The sequence below is a fragment of the Halarchaeum salinum genome, from assembly GCF_039520965.1.
In the GTDB taxonomy this organism is placed as follows: Archaea; Halobacteriota; Halobacteria; order Halobacteriales; family Halobacteriaceae; genus Halarchaeum; species Halarchaeum salinum.
Genome location: NZ_BAAABL010000044.1, coordinates 92,789 through 105,147 on the forward strand (window position 1 = coordinate 92,789; position 12,359 = coordinate 105,147).

Consider the following 12,359-nt stretch of genomic DNA (forward strand, 5'->3'; position numbering starts at 1 on the left):
TGTGCGTGAACTGAACCCATGAGCGACCTCGACTTCGACCCGCTTTCCTACGAGGAACTCCCGCCGGAGCGCCGCCCAACGCTCGCGCAGGCGCTCGTCCCCGTCGCCGGGATGCTCGTCTTCCTTGGTGCCGGACGACTCGTCTTCGGTCTCGACCCGCAGTTCCCCCTGCTCCTCGGGATCGCGTTCACCGCCCTCTGCGCGCGCCGGTGGTTCGACCTCGACTGGCGGGAGCTCTACGACGGCGCGGCGGACAGCATCACGATGGGGTTGCAGGCGGTACTCATCCTCTTCATCGTCTACGCGCTCATCGCGACGTGGATCGCCGCCGGGACCATCCCCGCGATCATGTACTACGGCCTCGGCATCCTCACGCCGAAGGTGTTCCTCCCCGCGGCCTGCGCCCTCGCCGCCGTCGTCGCCTTCTCCATCGGCTCTTCGTGGACGACCGCGGGCACGCTCGGCGTCGCCTTCATCGGCATCGGGCACGGCCTCGGCATCCCCGCGCCGATGACCGCGGGCGCGATCCTCTCCGGGGCGTACGCCGGCGACAAGCAGAGCCCGCTCTCCGACACGACGAACCTCGCGGCGGCCGCGACCGAGACCGACCTCTTCGAGCACGTCGACGCGATGCGCATCGGGACCGCAATCGCGTTCCTCATCGCACTCGTCGGCTACGCCGCCCTCGGGCTCCACGCGGGCGGCGACATCCCCACCGGACAGGTTGATGCCATCCGGAGCGCGCTCGTCGGGAGCTACGACGTCGGTCTCTACGTCCTCCTCCCGCTCGTCGTCACGTTCGCGCTCGCGCTCTACGGCGTTCCCGCGCTCCCGTCGCTCGGCACCGGCGTTTTCGCGGGCATCCTTACCACCATCGTCTTCCAGGAGGGCCCCGTCGTCACCACCGACCCCCTCGCCTTCCACAGCGGGCCCGTCACGGCCGCCGTCACCGCCGCGCAGAGCGGAACGAGCCCGAGCACGGCCTCCAATCTCGTCAACAATCTCCTCTCCTCCTCAGGGCTCACGGGCGCGTCGTGGGTCGTCACCATCGTCCTCGCGGCGCTCGCGCTCGGCGGGATGCTCACCCGCGCGGGCGTCCTCGCCGCCGTCGCGCACGCCATCGCCGCGCGCGCTCGGAGCGTCGGCTCGCTCACCGCTACGACGGCCGTTACCGCGTTCTCGATGAACGTCCTCGCCGCAGACCAGTACATCAGCATCGTCGTCCCCGGGATGACCTATCGCGGTCTCTACGACGATTTCGGGCTCGAATCGGCGAACCTCTCGCGCGCCGTCGAGGCCGCCGGGACCACCACGAGCGCGTTCGTTCCGTGGAACTCCGGCGGCGTCTACATGGCCGGCGTCCTCGGCGTCGTCCCGATCGGCGTCAGCATGGGGAGCGGCGGGCTCCTCGACCTCCAGTTCCTCGGCTACGCCCCCTACTACTTCTTCGGCTTCCTCAGCCCCGCGATTCTCCTCGTGATGGGTGTTACGGGGTGGCGCATTCGCACGAAGGAGGGCGTCGAGACGCCCGAGCCGGGTGCGGGCGACAGCGCCTGAGACGCAACGTATCCCATCGATCCGGGCACGACGTTCGCGCGATGGTCCGGGTAGTCCACCAGACAAACGGCCCGCCAGCCGCTCAGTCCGCCACGCGACCACCGTCACGCACACGCCGTAGCCCGCTATCGGCGACCGCCCGACGCCCGCCGCGCGTCGCGCCGACCGTGGCGGGGAACACGCGGCACACCGTGATTCACCCGTATCCGCGAGCATCCGTCATGTGTGTTCGGGCCGACCTCGTTCTGACACTTAATAGGCATTCTATATCAGGGTAAGATACCTCCCTTCCAAACGCATACCCCAACCCATGGGAGCGGATGACACGGCACCCGTAGTGCTCGTGACGGAGGACGATCCGGAGCTACGGGCGCTGTACGCGACGCGGCTCGAAAGCCGATACAGCGTCCGGACGGCGGGCACCGCTGCGGACGCCCTCGACGCTGCGGACCCGGCCGTGGCTATCGTCGTACTCGACCGCCGGCTTCCCGACGGAGACGGCCTCGACTACCTCGACGACCTCGATAACCTGACCGACGGGGCGCTCGTCGCCGCGGTCACCGGCATCAATCCCGGTCTGGAGATCGCGACCGTCGACATCGACGACTACCTCGTCAAGCCGGTCGACGGCGAACGACTCGTCGAAACGGTCGACGCCCTCGACGAGCGGCGGACCTACGAGCGCGACGTGACGCGTTACTACGCGCTCGCGTCGCGGCGTGCGGCCCTTGAGGCCGCCCACGACCCGGCGGCGCTGCGCGACGACGAGCGATACGAAACCCTCCGCGACGAACTCGACGACCTCCGCACGAGTGTCACGCCGTCGGCCGCCATCGTCGAGGACCACACGCGGGCGTCCGCGCTCTACCGTGACCTCTCGGCCGCCGAGTGACAACCGACGACGCCGGCCCGCCGGAACGGCGGACACGGTGGGGTCGGGCGGACGCCGCTCGACCCGGAGAGACCGGACACGCCATCAACCGTCGGACGAGGAGCCCTCGATCGCGGCGTCCTCGACATCGACGCGGTCGCGCGTGAGGTCGCCGCTGCGCCACCCCCCGCGCCGGTACCACGCGTAGGCGACGAGCGCGCCGAGGACGTTCGAGACGGCGAAGGAGAGCCAGATCCCGGTCTCGCCGACCCACCCGGAAGCGAACCAGGCGATGGGGAAGCGGACGAAGCCGAGCATCAGCACGGAGAGCGCCGCGGCGGTCAGCGTCTTGCCAGCGCCGCGGAAGCTCCCCGTGTACGCGCGCATCACACCCATGAAGCCGAACGTCAGCGCGACGTACCGCACGAAGGTCGCGGCGGCGTCGACGACCGCCGGGTTGGTCGTGAAGACGTCCGCGATCGGAGCGGCGAAGATCCACGTCAGTATTCCGGCAACGGTGAGGACGCAGAAGAGGGTCTGTGCGGCGAGCGTCGCGGCCCGCTCCGCGCGGTCGGGTTCGCCTGCGCCGATGTTCTGCCCGGTCATCGTCTCAACGCCGCGCGCGACGGCGATGGCGGGCAGGAAGACGACGGAGAAGACCCGCGTCCCGATGCCGTAGCCGGCGACGACGGTGTCGGGGAAGAACGCGACGATGAGCAGGAGGAGGTTCATCGAGAGCGCGCGCCCCGTCCCCTCGACGGACGCGGGGATGCCGATGCGGGCGAGTCGCCGGAGGTAGTCGAAGTCCGGAGCCATATCGCGGAGGTGGATCCGGACGCCGCGCGTCCCGCGGAACATGATCGCGAGGCCGACGGCGAACGCGAGCGCCCGGGAGAACACGGTCGCGATGGCCGCCCCCTCGATCCCGAGCGCGGGGAACGGCCCCCAGCCGAAGATGAGGAACGGGTCGATGACGATGTTGAGGACGACGGAACCGAACATGACGAGCATCGGCGTCACGGTGTCGCCGTAGCCGCGCATAAGAGAGACGAAGACGGCGAAGCCGAACATGGAGAAGAGCCCGAGCGAGATGAACTCCATGTAGCCGGTCGCCATCGGGAGGACGTCCGCCGAGGCACCCATGATCGCGAGGAACTCATCGACGAAGACGTAGCCGATCCCGCCGAGGAGCAGGGAGGCGAGAACGGCGAACGTGACGGTCTGCGAGGCAGCGTACTCGGCTTCGGCCTGCGCGCCCGCGCCGGTGAACTGGGCGACGAGCACGCTGCCGGCGACGGAGATTCCGAGCCCGAGCGAGATGAGGAGGAACACCATCGGGAACGCGAAGCTGATCGCCGCCAGCGCGTCGGTACTGTACTGGCCGAGCCAGAAGGTGTCGGCGAGGTTGTAGGCGGTCTGGAAGAGGTTCGTGATGACGATCGGAAGCGAGAGGAAGAACAGCGGCTTGGCGATCCCGCCGCTCGTCAGGTCGAACTCCTCGGGCCCCTTGAACAGCCCCTCGATCCGGTCGCGGAGGCCCATCAGTACCCCACCTCCCACGCCGTGGGCGCGGACGGACCGCGTCGGCGGCACACCGTCCGTCCGCTGCGTCCGCACCCCGACGGCGGTATCGCCCTCCCGAGACCGTGATCGTCACGCATCTACTCGATATTTACTGACTAATCAGTCAAAGGTCTTCCGTGGTGAGCGACGACACGGGGCAAAGCGTCGCCAGTTGGTCGGTCGAAGACCCCGCTCATTTTTCTTCGGAGGGCGTCTCTGTCCGAACGAATGCCGCCGAACCGCCCCAACCGGTCGCCAGCAGACGACGTCGCGTGGTGTTACGAGGCCGTGCACGGTGTATCCCGTACGTTCAGCCTGACGATCGAGGAACTCGACGAGCCGATGGCGCGCGAAATCTGCGTCGGCTACCTCCTCTGTCGCGTCGCCGACACGGTCGAGGACGCAAACCACGTCCATCCGGCGGCACAATCGGAGTTGCTCGAACGGTACAGTCGGGCGCTCGATCCCGACGAACCGGTCGAAATCGAGCGGTTTCGCGAGGCGGTAGACGAATGGGTCCCCGACGACCCCGACGAGGACTGGACGGTCGTGGCGAACGCCCCCCGTATCGTCGGCGTCTTCCGCGAGCTCGACGCCGAATCACGCGAGACGATCCGGCCCGCCGTCCGCGAACTCACCGAGGGCATGGCTATGTTCGTCGAGCGGTACGCGGACGCGGGCGGGCTCCGGATCCGGACCCTCGACGAGCTCGAGGAGTACTGCTGGTACGCCGCCGGCACGGTCGGCGAGCTCGTGACGGGACTCGTCTCGCGCGGCGCACCGCGGGCGACGAGGACGCCGTTAGAGGAGAACGCGACGGCGTTCGCGATGGTGCTCCAGTTGGTCAACGTCGCGAAGGACGCCGCGCGCGACATCGAGGACGAGAACAACGTCTACCTTCCGACCGAACTCCTCGACGCCCACGACGTCTCCCCGGCGTCGCTCGCCGACCCGGCGCGCAGCGACGCGATCGCGCCCGTGATCGAACGCGTTACCGAACGCGCGGAGGAGTACCTCGACGGCGCGAAGACGTGGCTTACCGCGATGCCGGAGACGCGCGGCAACACCATCGCGGCGTGGGCGATCCCCTACTTACTCGCCGTCGGAACGATCCGCGAGCTCAAGGCGCGACCCGAGGACGTCGTCACCGAGGGGAACGTGAAAATCTCGCACGCGGAAGTCGCCGCTATCTGCGCGCAGTTCGACGCCGAGACAGCGCCGTCGCTGAGCGCCCTCCGATCACGGATCGAGCGCCGGCCGCTCCACGAGTACGACGGATAACTGGAAAACGCGGCACACGTCGTCGGCCGTGGATCGTCGACTATCGGGCTGTCAGCGCGCTCAGCCGGACCGGGTAGCCGTCGCGTTGCCGTCAGCGCTCGCGCTACCGGGCGCGTCATTCGCGACAGTCACCTGCACGTCGCCGCCCTCGGGGACGGTGATGTTCTGCGTGCCGGTGATCGTCCCGTTCGCGTCCGTGACGACGACGCGGACCGTCGTGTCACTTGCCGACGGGCCGGACTGTCCGCTCGTCTCGTTCTCGATGGCCGCGACCTCGGCCTTCGTCAAGAAGGCGTAGACAGGGTCGTCGCCTTCGAGGATCGTGACGTCGCCCGTCCCGGCGTTCACGAACGCCGTGTAGGTGACGCCCGAGTCGCTGCGCGGGACGACCTTTACGTGCCAGTAGAGGGCGTCGTCCTTCACGATCGGGATCGGCGAGACCGCCTGCGCGTTCGAGAGGCGGTTCACTTCGGGGTTGCGCGAGACGAAGTCGATCGCGCGCTGCGGGCCGATCTGGGCGTCGTCGTACTGCTGGACGCCGACATCGCCCGTCTGCCCGTCGAACGTCCAGATCTGATAGACGCCGTTGCCGCTCCCGGTCGGTTCGGTCGCGACGAAGTACGTCAGCCCGTTGTCCGTGTCCGTGGGGACGACGAGCGGCCATTCGTTCCCGCCTTCCGGGAGGGTCGCGACCTTGAGGACGTCCTCCTTCCAGAACCACTTGTTGAGCGCGCCGTGGACGTACTGCATCGACTGGACGCGATACGTCGTCAGCGAGTAGGGGTAGACGTTCTGCCCGCGGAGGAGCGCCGACTCGTCGGCCTGTTCGGGGGACAGGTGGCTAATCGAGCCGCTTGGGCGCATCACCTCGACGCCACCGAACTGCGGGACGGCGTAGAGTTGTGGGAGCGGGAAGAGCCGGACCTTCCACTCGTACGTCGTCGTCGCATGGGCGATGTAGCTCGTCCCATTCGCGCGGGCGTTGAACGTCGTGTCCCAAGCGTGGCGTTCGAGCGGCGCGCTGAGGACGCTCTGATAGCGATAGGAGTCGAAGAAGAGCTGCCCGCGCCCGTTCGTAAAGCGCGTCTCCTCGGTGGCGATGTCCTTGTTCGTCGTCGTCATGTTCACGTACATCGCGCCGCGCTGATTCCCGAGGACGGAGACGAGGAAGGCGTCGGGGACGATGCCGTACGACCACTCGTAGGTCCCGTTGCGGTACGTGATGTCCGAGCCCGTGAGCCGGTATTGGGGGTACTGCATCGACGACTGGGCGTAGTTGTCCGCGACGCTCCGCGGGAGCATCCGGACGTTCTCCGTCGAGGTGTTCGGGAGCGTGTCGAGCTGCGTCGCCTCGTTCCCCATGCTGTCGGCGACGTCCTCGTGGGCGTAGATGCCGCCAACGATCGGCCCCGCGAAGAGACCGAGAACGACGAAGACCGCGACGGCGGCCATCACGAGCGGGCGACTCCGCCGGCGATAGCCGATCGCACCGACAACGAGTGCGACGGCGGCCCACTGGAGGAGCGCCGGCGTCCCGACGAAGAGCCCGTAGAGCGCGCCGTGAACGGCCGGGAAGTTGAGGATCCCGAGCACGACGGCGACGACCGCGCCCGCGACGACCTGCCAGCGCTCGACGTCGCTCTCGATGCTGAACGGATCCGGGTCCTGCGAGCTCATCGCCGATCACCCCGTGCGGGTCGCGTGGCCGTTGGAGCGGTCCGCGTGCCGGCGACGACGCCGGATCGAACACGATAGGCGTCCCGCCCGCGATACGTGCCACACCGGGCGAGCGTTCGTGGAGGGCGAAGCATACGTCCGAGTTGTTCGCGTCCGAGCGTATATATCTCGTCATCGATATCTCGGCGCGGACGCGTCCTGCTCAATAAAACGCCGGCCCGAGTCGTTCGACCGGAACACGACCCGCCTCGCCGGAGCCGAAGGCCGTATGCCGGCGTGCGCGCTACGCCGCGATATGGAAGACACCGATCCATCGCAGTCGCTCACTGACGAGGTCGCCGCGCACCGCGAGCCGAGCGAGGACGTCGGCCCGCTGTTCGTCAATCGCTGGTCGCCACGCGCGATGACCGGCGAGCCGCTCGACGAGTCGGCGTACCGCCCGCTGTTCGAGGCCGCACGCTGGGCCCCGTCGTCACGAAACAGCCAGCCGTGGCGCTTCGCGTACGCCGCGCGCGGGGACGACGAGTGGGAGACGTTCGTCGATCTCCTCCACGACTTCAACCGGTCGTGGGCGGCCGACGCGGCAGTGCTCGCCGTCCTCTTCTCCAAGACGACGGACGGGGAGGGCCATACTCTGTCCGCGCACAGCTTCGACGCGGGCGCGGCGTGGGAGAACCTCGCGCTGGAGGGGACGCGCCGCGGGCTGGTCGTCCACCCGATGGGCGGCTTCGACCACGAGGCGGCGGCCGAGCGGCTCGACGCGCCGGCGTCGTACGACGTGGAGGCGATGATCGCGATCGGCGAGCGCGCGCCCACCGACTCGCTTCCCGAGGACCTCCGCGAGCAGGAAGCCCCGAAGGGCCGGAAGCCGCTCGACGAGATCGTCAGCCGCGGCGGATTCTGAGCGCTCAGCGCACGTCAGCACTCGTCGCCCGCGAGATGTATCGAACCGCGATCGCGCCGAGGACGACGTCGAGCGCGACGAGCACGGCGAGCGCGGGAACGAGCGTGTCCCACAGGCCGCCGAAGGCTGTGACGTCGATCGGCGTCGCGACGTCGCGGCCGAACATGATCGCGCGTGCCGCGTTCACGCCGTACGTAACGGGGTTGAGCGCAGCGACGACCTGCACCCACCCGGGAAGGGCGTCGAGCGGAAGGAAGGCACTCGACAGGAAGAGCAACGGAAACTGGAGGATGTTGACGCCGATCATCGTCGACTCCTGATCGCGTGTGACGAGCGCGACGATGTTCGAGAGTGCCGTGAACCAGACGGCGAAGACGACGCCGACGCAAACGATGCCGAGCGCGCCGAGCAGTCCGGTCTGGATGTAGTTCCCGGCAGAGCCACCATCGAGGAGGAACATCGGGAAGCCGACCGCGAGGATGATGCAGACCTGGACGACGATGCGCAACACCTCGGAGAGTGACTTCCCGAGAAAGATCGCCCCCCGGTGCATCGGGGAGACGAGCGCCTTCTCGAACATCCCGCTCTCGATGTCCTCGACGAGCCCGATGCCGGACGAGGTCGCACCGATGAGCGCGACCTGAATGGCGATGGCCGGCACGAGATAGGCGACGTAGCTCGCGCCACCGCCGGTGTCGCTGCCGATCGCGCTCCCCACGACCCCGCCGAATACCTGCGTGAACAGCACGAGGAACATGATCGGGTTGAGGAGGGAGAACGTCATCACGAACGGGTTCCGGGTCGTCTTCAACATCCAGCGTTTGAGGTTCACCCAGGTATCCGTGAGGAAGTCGTTGCCCGTCGTCCGCGACGCGGGATCAGCGCTCACTACGCCCCCTCCACGGCGGTCGCGTCCGTCTCGGCGGGCCGCTCATCCCCGGCGTCGTACGCCTCACCCGTGATGGTGAGGAAGACATCGTCGAGCGTCGGGCTCCGCACGTTGAACCCGACGATCGTCAGGCCGGCCTCGCGGAGCGCGACGAGCAGGTCCGTCCCATGACGCCGAGCCGCATCGGACGTGACGACCAGCCCCGATTCGGTACAATCGACGGCGGCGGGGTCGTCAACGAGCGCCGAGTCGAGGGCGACCCCGCGGGCGCGTTCGAGATCGTCGTCGCTCGGCTCGTCGAACTCGACTTCGAGGACGTCACCGCCGACGAGCGACTTCAGCTCGGCGGGCGAGCCGGTGACCTCGATTTCGCCGTCCATGATGACGCCGATGCGCTCGCAGAGCTGGTCGGCCTCCTCCAGATACTGCGTGGTGAGAAAGACCGTCGTCCCGCGCTCGTTGATCCGCCGGAAGTAGTCCCAGAGGCGGTTTCTGGCCTTCGGGTCGAGGCCGGTCGTCGGCTCGTCGAGGAAGACGATCGGCGGCTCGTGGACGAGCGCGCTCGCCACGTCGAGGCGTTTTTGCATCCCACCGGAGAACCCCTTCGCCTGCTTGTCCGCGACGTCGGCCAGATCGACCAGGTCGAGCAGCTGATCGATGCGATCGGCGCGCGCGTCTTTCGGGACGCCGTAGGCCTCGCAGGCGTATCGGATGTTCTCGCGGGCGGTGAGCTCCTCGTCGATGCTCGTCTCCTGGGCCATGTAGCCGATGGACGCGCGGACGGCACGCGGGTCGTCGGTCACGTCGTGGCCGGCGACGCGCACGGAGCCATCGGTCGGCCGGAGCAGCGTCACCAGCATCTTGATCGTGGTCGTCTTCCCGGCACCGTTCGCGCCGAGGAAGCCGAAGAACTCGCCCTCGTCGATGGTCAACGAGACGTCGGCGACGGCCTCCGTCCCGTCCGCGTACGTCAATCGGAGATGCTCCGCGTCGATAGCGCTCACGATCGTTAGATCGTCGTTCAATCTGGTAAAGACTGCGCCGTCCTGCGAGGTTCGAAACCCGCGGTGACGGCCGTTTGGCAAAGCGCTATACGGGCGGACGTGGAGGGAACAGCCGAGATGGACGTACTCCTCCTTGGCGCGAGTGGACGGATCGGTCACCGGGTCGCGGACGAACTCCTCGCACGCGGGCATCGCGTCACCGGGGTCTCACGGAGCGGCAGGATCGACGACATCGACGATCCGGACTTCGTCGCGGTCGCCGGCGACGCGACCGACGCGAACGACGTCACGAAACTCGCCACGGGCCACGACGCGATCGCGTCCACGCTCGGCCCGAGCGACGGCGAAGAGCCCGAGATCCTCTCGGAGATGATGCGCGCCGCGATCGACGGGGCGCGCCGCGCGGACGTCATGCGACTCGTCTGGACCGGTGGTGCGGGTGGCCTCGACGCCGGCGACGGCACGCCGCTCATCGAGACGCCGGAGTTCCCCGAGGAGTGGAAGCCGGTCGCGAGCGCCGCGATCGACGCGCTCGACATCCTCCGCGAGGCCGACGACCTCGACTGGACGTATCTCGCCCCGGCCGCGCTCATCGAACCCGGCGAGCGCACCGGCGACTACCGCACCGCGGAGGGCGAACTCGTCACCGACGAGGAGGGCGAGAGCTACATCTCGATGGAGGACTTCGCGCTCGCGCTCGTCGACGAACTCGAAGAGCCGCAGGGCGTCCACACGTATCTCGCGACTGGCTACTGAACGAGCGGAAACGAGGCGGCGAATCGCGGTCGAAGACGGAGAGGCGATGTGGAGCGAGGAAGCAGTTCGAGACGATGCGGAGCGGTGCGCCGGTTCGGGGCGGTGCGGTGCATTCCGTTTCCCACCGAGCGCGGAGCGCTCGGGCCCAAGCGAACCCCGGGGGTCGCGACGGGCTTTTGGTCGAGCTTTTACCAGAGCGCGCTTCGCGCGCTCACAGTAAAAGGTCGACTAGAAGGGATAGTCGCGGGCGTCGTGCTGGATCGAGATCCATTTCGTCTCGGTGATCTCGTGGAGGAAGGCGTCGCTGTTGTAGGTTCCGAGGCCGGACGCGCCCGTGCCGCTGAAGGGGACGTGGGCCTCGTCGTTGATCGGCTGGTCGTTGATGTGGACGTTCCCGGTCTCCATCCGGTCGGCGATGTCCTTTGCGACTTCGAGGTCGCCTGAATGAACCGCACCGGAGAGGCCGTACTCGGTGTCGTTGGCGAGTTCGACGGCCTCGTCGACGTCGCTGAAGGGGATGACGGGGGCGATGGGCCCGAAGTGCTCGTTGCACGCCGCCGCCATCTCGTTGGTGACGCCGGAGAGCACCGTCGGCTTCACGACGAGCGAGTCCGCGACGCCGTCGAGGGCGGCTGTCTCGCCGCCGGTTTCGAGCGTCGCGCCCTGCTCGACCGTCCGCTCAACGTAGTCGAGCATCTGGTCGCGCTGGCTCTCGTTGACGATCGGGCCGACGATCGTCTCGGGGTCGTGTGCGCTCCCGAACGGGAGCGATTCGGCGCGCTCGACGAGGCGTTCGACGTACTCGTCGTAGACGTCCTCGTGGACGATGTGGCGGTTGATACTGATACAGACCTGACCCTGATGGACGAACGAGCCGAACGTCGCGCCGTCGAGCGCGCGATCGAGGTCGGCGTCGTCGGTGACGACGAAGGCATTGTTCCCGCCGAGCTCCATGGCGGGAACGGCGAGGTTCTCGCCCGCGAGACCGGCGACGTGCTGACCGACTTCGGTGCTTCCGGTGAAGGAGACGACATCACTCTCGGGGTGGGAGGCAACCCGATCACCGATGGCGGAGCCACGGCCGGTGACGACGTTCAGCAGGCCTTCGGGGAGGTCGGTCTCCTCGAAGAGCTTCGCGAAGAGGAGCCCGCCGGTGATCGGCGATTCGGTCGAGGGTTTGAGGACGACCGCGTTACCCGCGGCGAGCGCGGGTGCGACGGCGCGCATCGAGAGGTTCAGCGGGAAGTTCCACGGCGAGATGACGGTGACGACGCCCTTCGGGCCACGCTGGACGATGTTCTCCTTGCCGGGGATGTTAGAGGCGGCGTGTTCGCCCTTCATCCGGCGCGGCAGCGTCGCGGCCTCGCTCGCGTGGTCGCCGGCGATCTGGATGGACGTCTCTCCCATGATCGCCGATCCGCCGACCTCGTGAGCGAGGAGGTCGATGATCTCATCGCTGTGCTCGTGGAGGGCCTCGTCGAACTGCTCGATGACCGCCTGTCGCCGTGCGGGCGGCGCGTCGGCCCACTCCGCTTGGGCGGCCGCGGCGGCCTCGTACGCCGCGTCGACGTCCGATTCGGTCGCGGCGGCGACCTCGGTGACGACTTCGCGCGTCGAGGGGTCCTCGACGTCGATCGTTTCGCCGCTCTCGCTGGCCCGCCATTCACCGTCGATATAGAGCTCGTCCCACTCCGCGTCGATGGATACGTCGGTCGACATCGTACTCCATTTCTACGGTCTACCACCTAAAAGGGGGGCGGAAGGGGGAAGGTGTTACCGATTAGCAACCAGTGAACTACCCCACCCTACCGCTCGCCTGACGGCTCGCGCTTGAGGGTGGGGCTTCCTGTTTCAACG

The 12,359-nt window shown here is 68.0% G+C and carries 10 protein-coding genes; 5 read left to right on the top strand and 5 right to left on the bottom strand.

Annotation, left to right across the window (positions count from 1 at the left end):
- The first annotated feature begins 18 nt into the window (after window positions 1-18).
- Window positions 19-1,557 (top strand): arginine/ornithine antiporter ArcD, encoded by a 1,539-nt coding sequence (arcD, locus tag ABDZ36_RS08365; protein ID WP_211311986.1) that lies wholly within the window; start codon window positions 19-21, stop codon window positions 1,555-1,557.
- A 310-nt stretch (window positions 1,558-1,867) separates the two neighbouring features.
- Complete coding sequence (locus ABDZ36_RS08370) at window positions 1,868-2,449, top strand: HalX domain-containing protein (RefSeq protein ID WP_211311987.1); 582 nt, start codon at window positions 1,868-1,870, stop codon at window positions 2,447-2,449.
- 84 nt (window positions 2,450-2,533) lie between these two features.
- On the opposite strand, the gene ABDZ36_RS08375 is transcribed toward ABDZ36_RS08370, so the two are convergent.
- Complete coding sequence (locus tag ABDZ36_RS08375; protein WP_211311988.1) at window positions 2,534-3,970, bottom strand: MATE family efflux transporter; 1,437 nt, start codon at window positions 3,968-3,970, stop codon at window positions 2,534-2,536.
- A 249-nt stretch (window positions 3,971-4,219) separates the two neighbouring features.
- Between ABDZ36_RS08375 and ABDZ36_RS08380 the strand changes: the two genes are divergently transcribed.
- Complete coding sequence (locus ABDZ36_RS08380) at window positions 4,220-5,272, top strand: phytoene/squalene synthase family protein (protein ID WP_211311989.1); 1,053 nt, start codon at window positions 4,220-4,222, stop codon at window positions 5,270-5,272.
- Window positions 5,273-5,332: 60 nt separating this feature from the next.
- Here ABDZ36_RS08380 and ABDZ36_RS08385 read toward each other — a convergent pair whose 3' ends face one another.
- Window positions 5,333-6,949: a hypothetical protein gene (locus tag ABDZ36_RS08385; RefSeq protein ID WP_211311990.1), complete on the bottom strand. Its 1,617-nt coding sequence runs from the start codon at window positions 6,947-6,949 to the stop codon at window positions 5,333-5,335.
- Between the two features lie 295 nt (window positions 6,950-7,244).
- Here ABDZ36_RS08385 and ABDZ36_RS08390 point away from each other — a divergent pair, with 295 nt between their 5' ends.
- Window positions 7,245-7,853, top strand: a complete 609-nt coding sequence (locus ABDZ36_RS08390) for a nitroreductase family protein (RefSeq protein WP_211311991.1) — start codon at window positions 7,245-7,247, stop codon at window positions 7,851-7,853.
- Between the two features lie 4 nt (window positions 7,854-7,857).
- Here the strand turns inward: ABDZ36_RS08390 and ABDZ36_RS08395 are convergent, their stop codons facing one another.
- Together ABDZ36_RS08395 and ABDZ36_RS08400 are read right to left on the bottom strand one after the other, a co-directional pair.
- Window positions 7,858-8,742 carry an ABC transporter permease gene (locus ABDZ36_RS08395; protein WP_211311992.1) on the bottom strand — a complete coding sequence of 295 codons (885 nt, stop codon included), beginning with the start codon at window positions 8,740-8,742 and terminating at the stop codon, window positions 7,858-7,860.
- Window positions 8,742-9,746: an ABC transporter ATP-binding protein gene (locus ABDZ36_RS08400; protein ID WP_211311993.1), complete on the bottom strand. Its 1,005-nt coding sequence runs from the start codon at window positions 9,744-9,746 to the stop codon at window positions 8,742-8,744. The genes ABDZ36_RS08395 and ABDZ36_RS08400 overlap by 1 nt, the downstream gene beginning before the upstream one ends.
- Before the next feature lie 117 nt (window positions 9,747-9,863).
- Here ABDZ36_RS08400 and ABDZ36_RS08405 point away from each other — a divergent pair, with 117 nt between their 5' ends.
- On the top strand, window positions 9,864-10,502 hold the full coding sequence (locus tag ABDZ36_RS08405) for an NAD(P)-dependent oxidoreductase (protein ID WP_211311994.1): 639 nt from the start codon (window positions 9,864-9,866) through the stop codon (window positions 10,500-10,502).
- Window positions 10,503-10,730: 228 nt separating this feature from the next.
- Here ABDZ36_RS08405 and ABDZ36_RS08410 read toward each other — a convergent pair whose 3' ends face one another.
- On the bottom strand, window positions 10,731-12,221 hold the full coding sequence (locus tag ABDZ36_RS08410; RefSeq protein WP_211311995.1) for an aldehyde dehydrogenase family protein: 1,491 nt from the start codon (window positions 12,219-12,221) through the stop codon (window positions 10,731-10,733).
- Window positions 12,222-12,359: the final 138 nt, after the last annotated feature.

Bases quoted from the DNA above. Each gene is read 5' to 3' on its own strand.
- arcD (WP_211311986.1), top strand. From the start codon at position 19: ATGAGCGACCTCGACTTCGACCCGCTTTCCTACGAGGAACTCCCGCCG.
- ABDZ36_RS08370 (WP_211311987.1), top strand. From the start codon at position 1,868: ATGGGAGCGGATGACACGGCACCCGTAGTGCTCGTGACGGAGGACGAT.
- ABDZ36_RS08375 (WP_211311988.1), bottom strand. From the start codon at position 3,970: ATGGGCCTCCGCGACCGGATCGAGGGGCTGTTCAAGGGGCCCGAGGAG.
- ABDZ36_RS08380 (WP_211311989.1), top strand. From the start codon at position 4,220: ATGCCGCCGAACCGCCCCAACCGGTCGCCAGCAGACGACGTCGCGTGG.
- ABDZ36_RS08385 (WP_211311990.1), bottom strand. From the start codon at position 6,949: ATGAGCTCGCAGGACCCGGATCCGTTCAGCATCGAGAGCGACGTCGAG.
- ABDZ36_RS08390 (WP_211311991.1), top strand. From the start codon at position 7,245: ATGGAAGACACCGATCCATCGCAGTCGCTCACTGACGAGGTCGCCGCG.
- ABDZ36_RS08405 (WP_211311994.1), top strand. From the start codon at position 9,864: ATGGACGTACTCCTCCTTGGCGCGAGTGGACGGATCGGTCACCGGGTC.
- ABDZ36_RS08410 (WP_211311995.1), bottom strand. From the start codon at position 12,221: ATGTCGACCGACGTATCCATCGACGCGGAGTGGGACGAGCTCTATATC.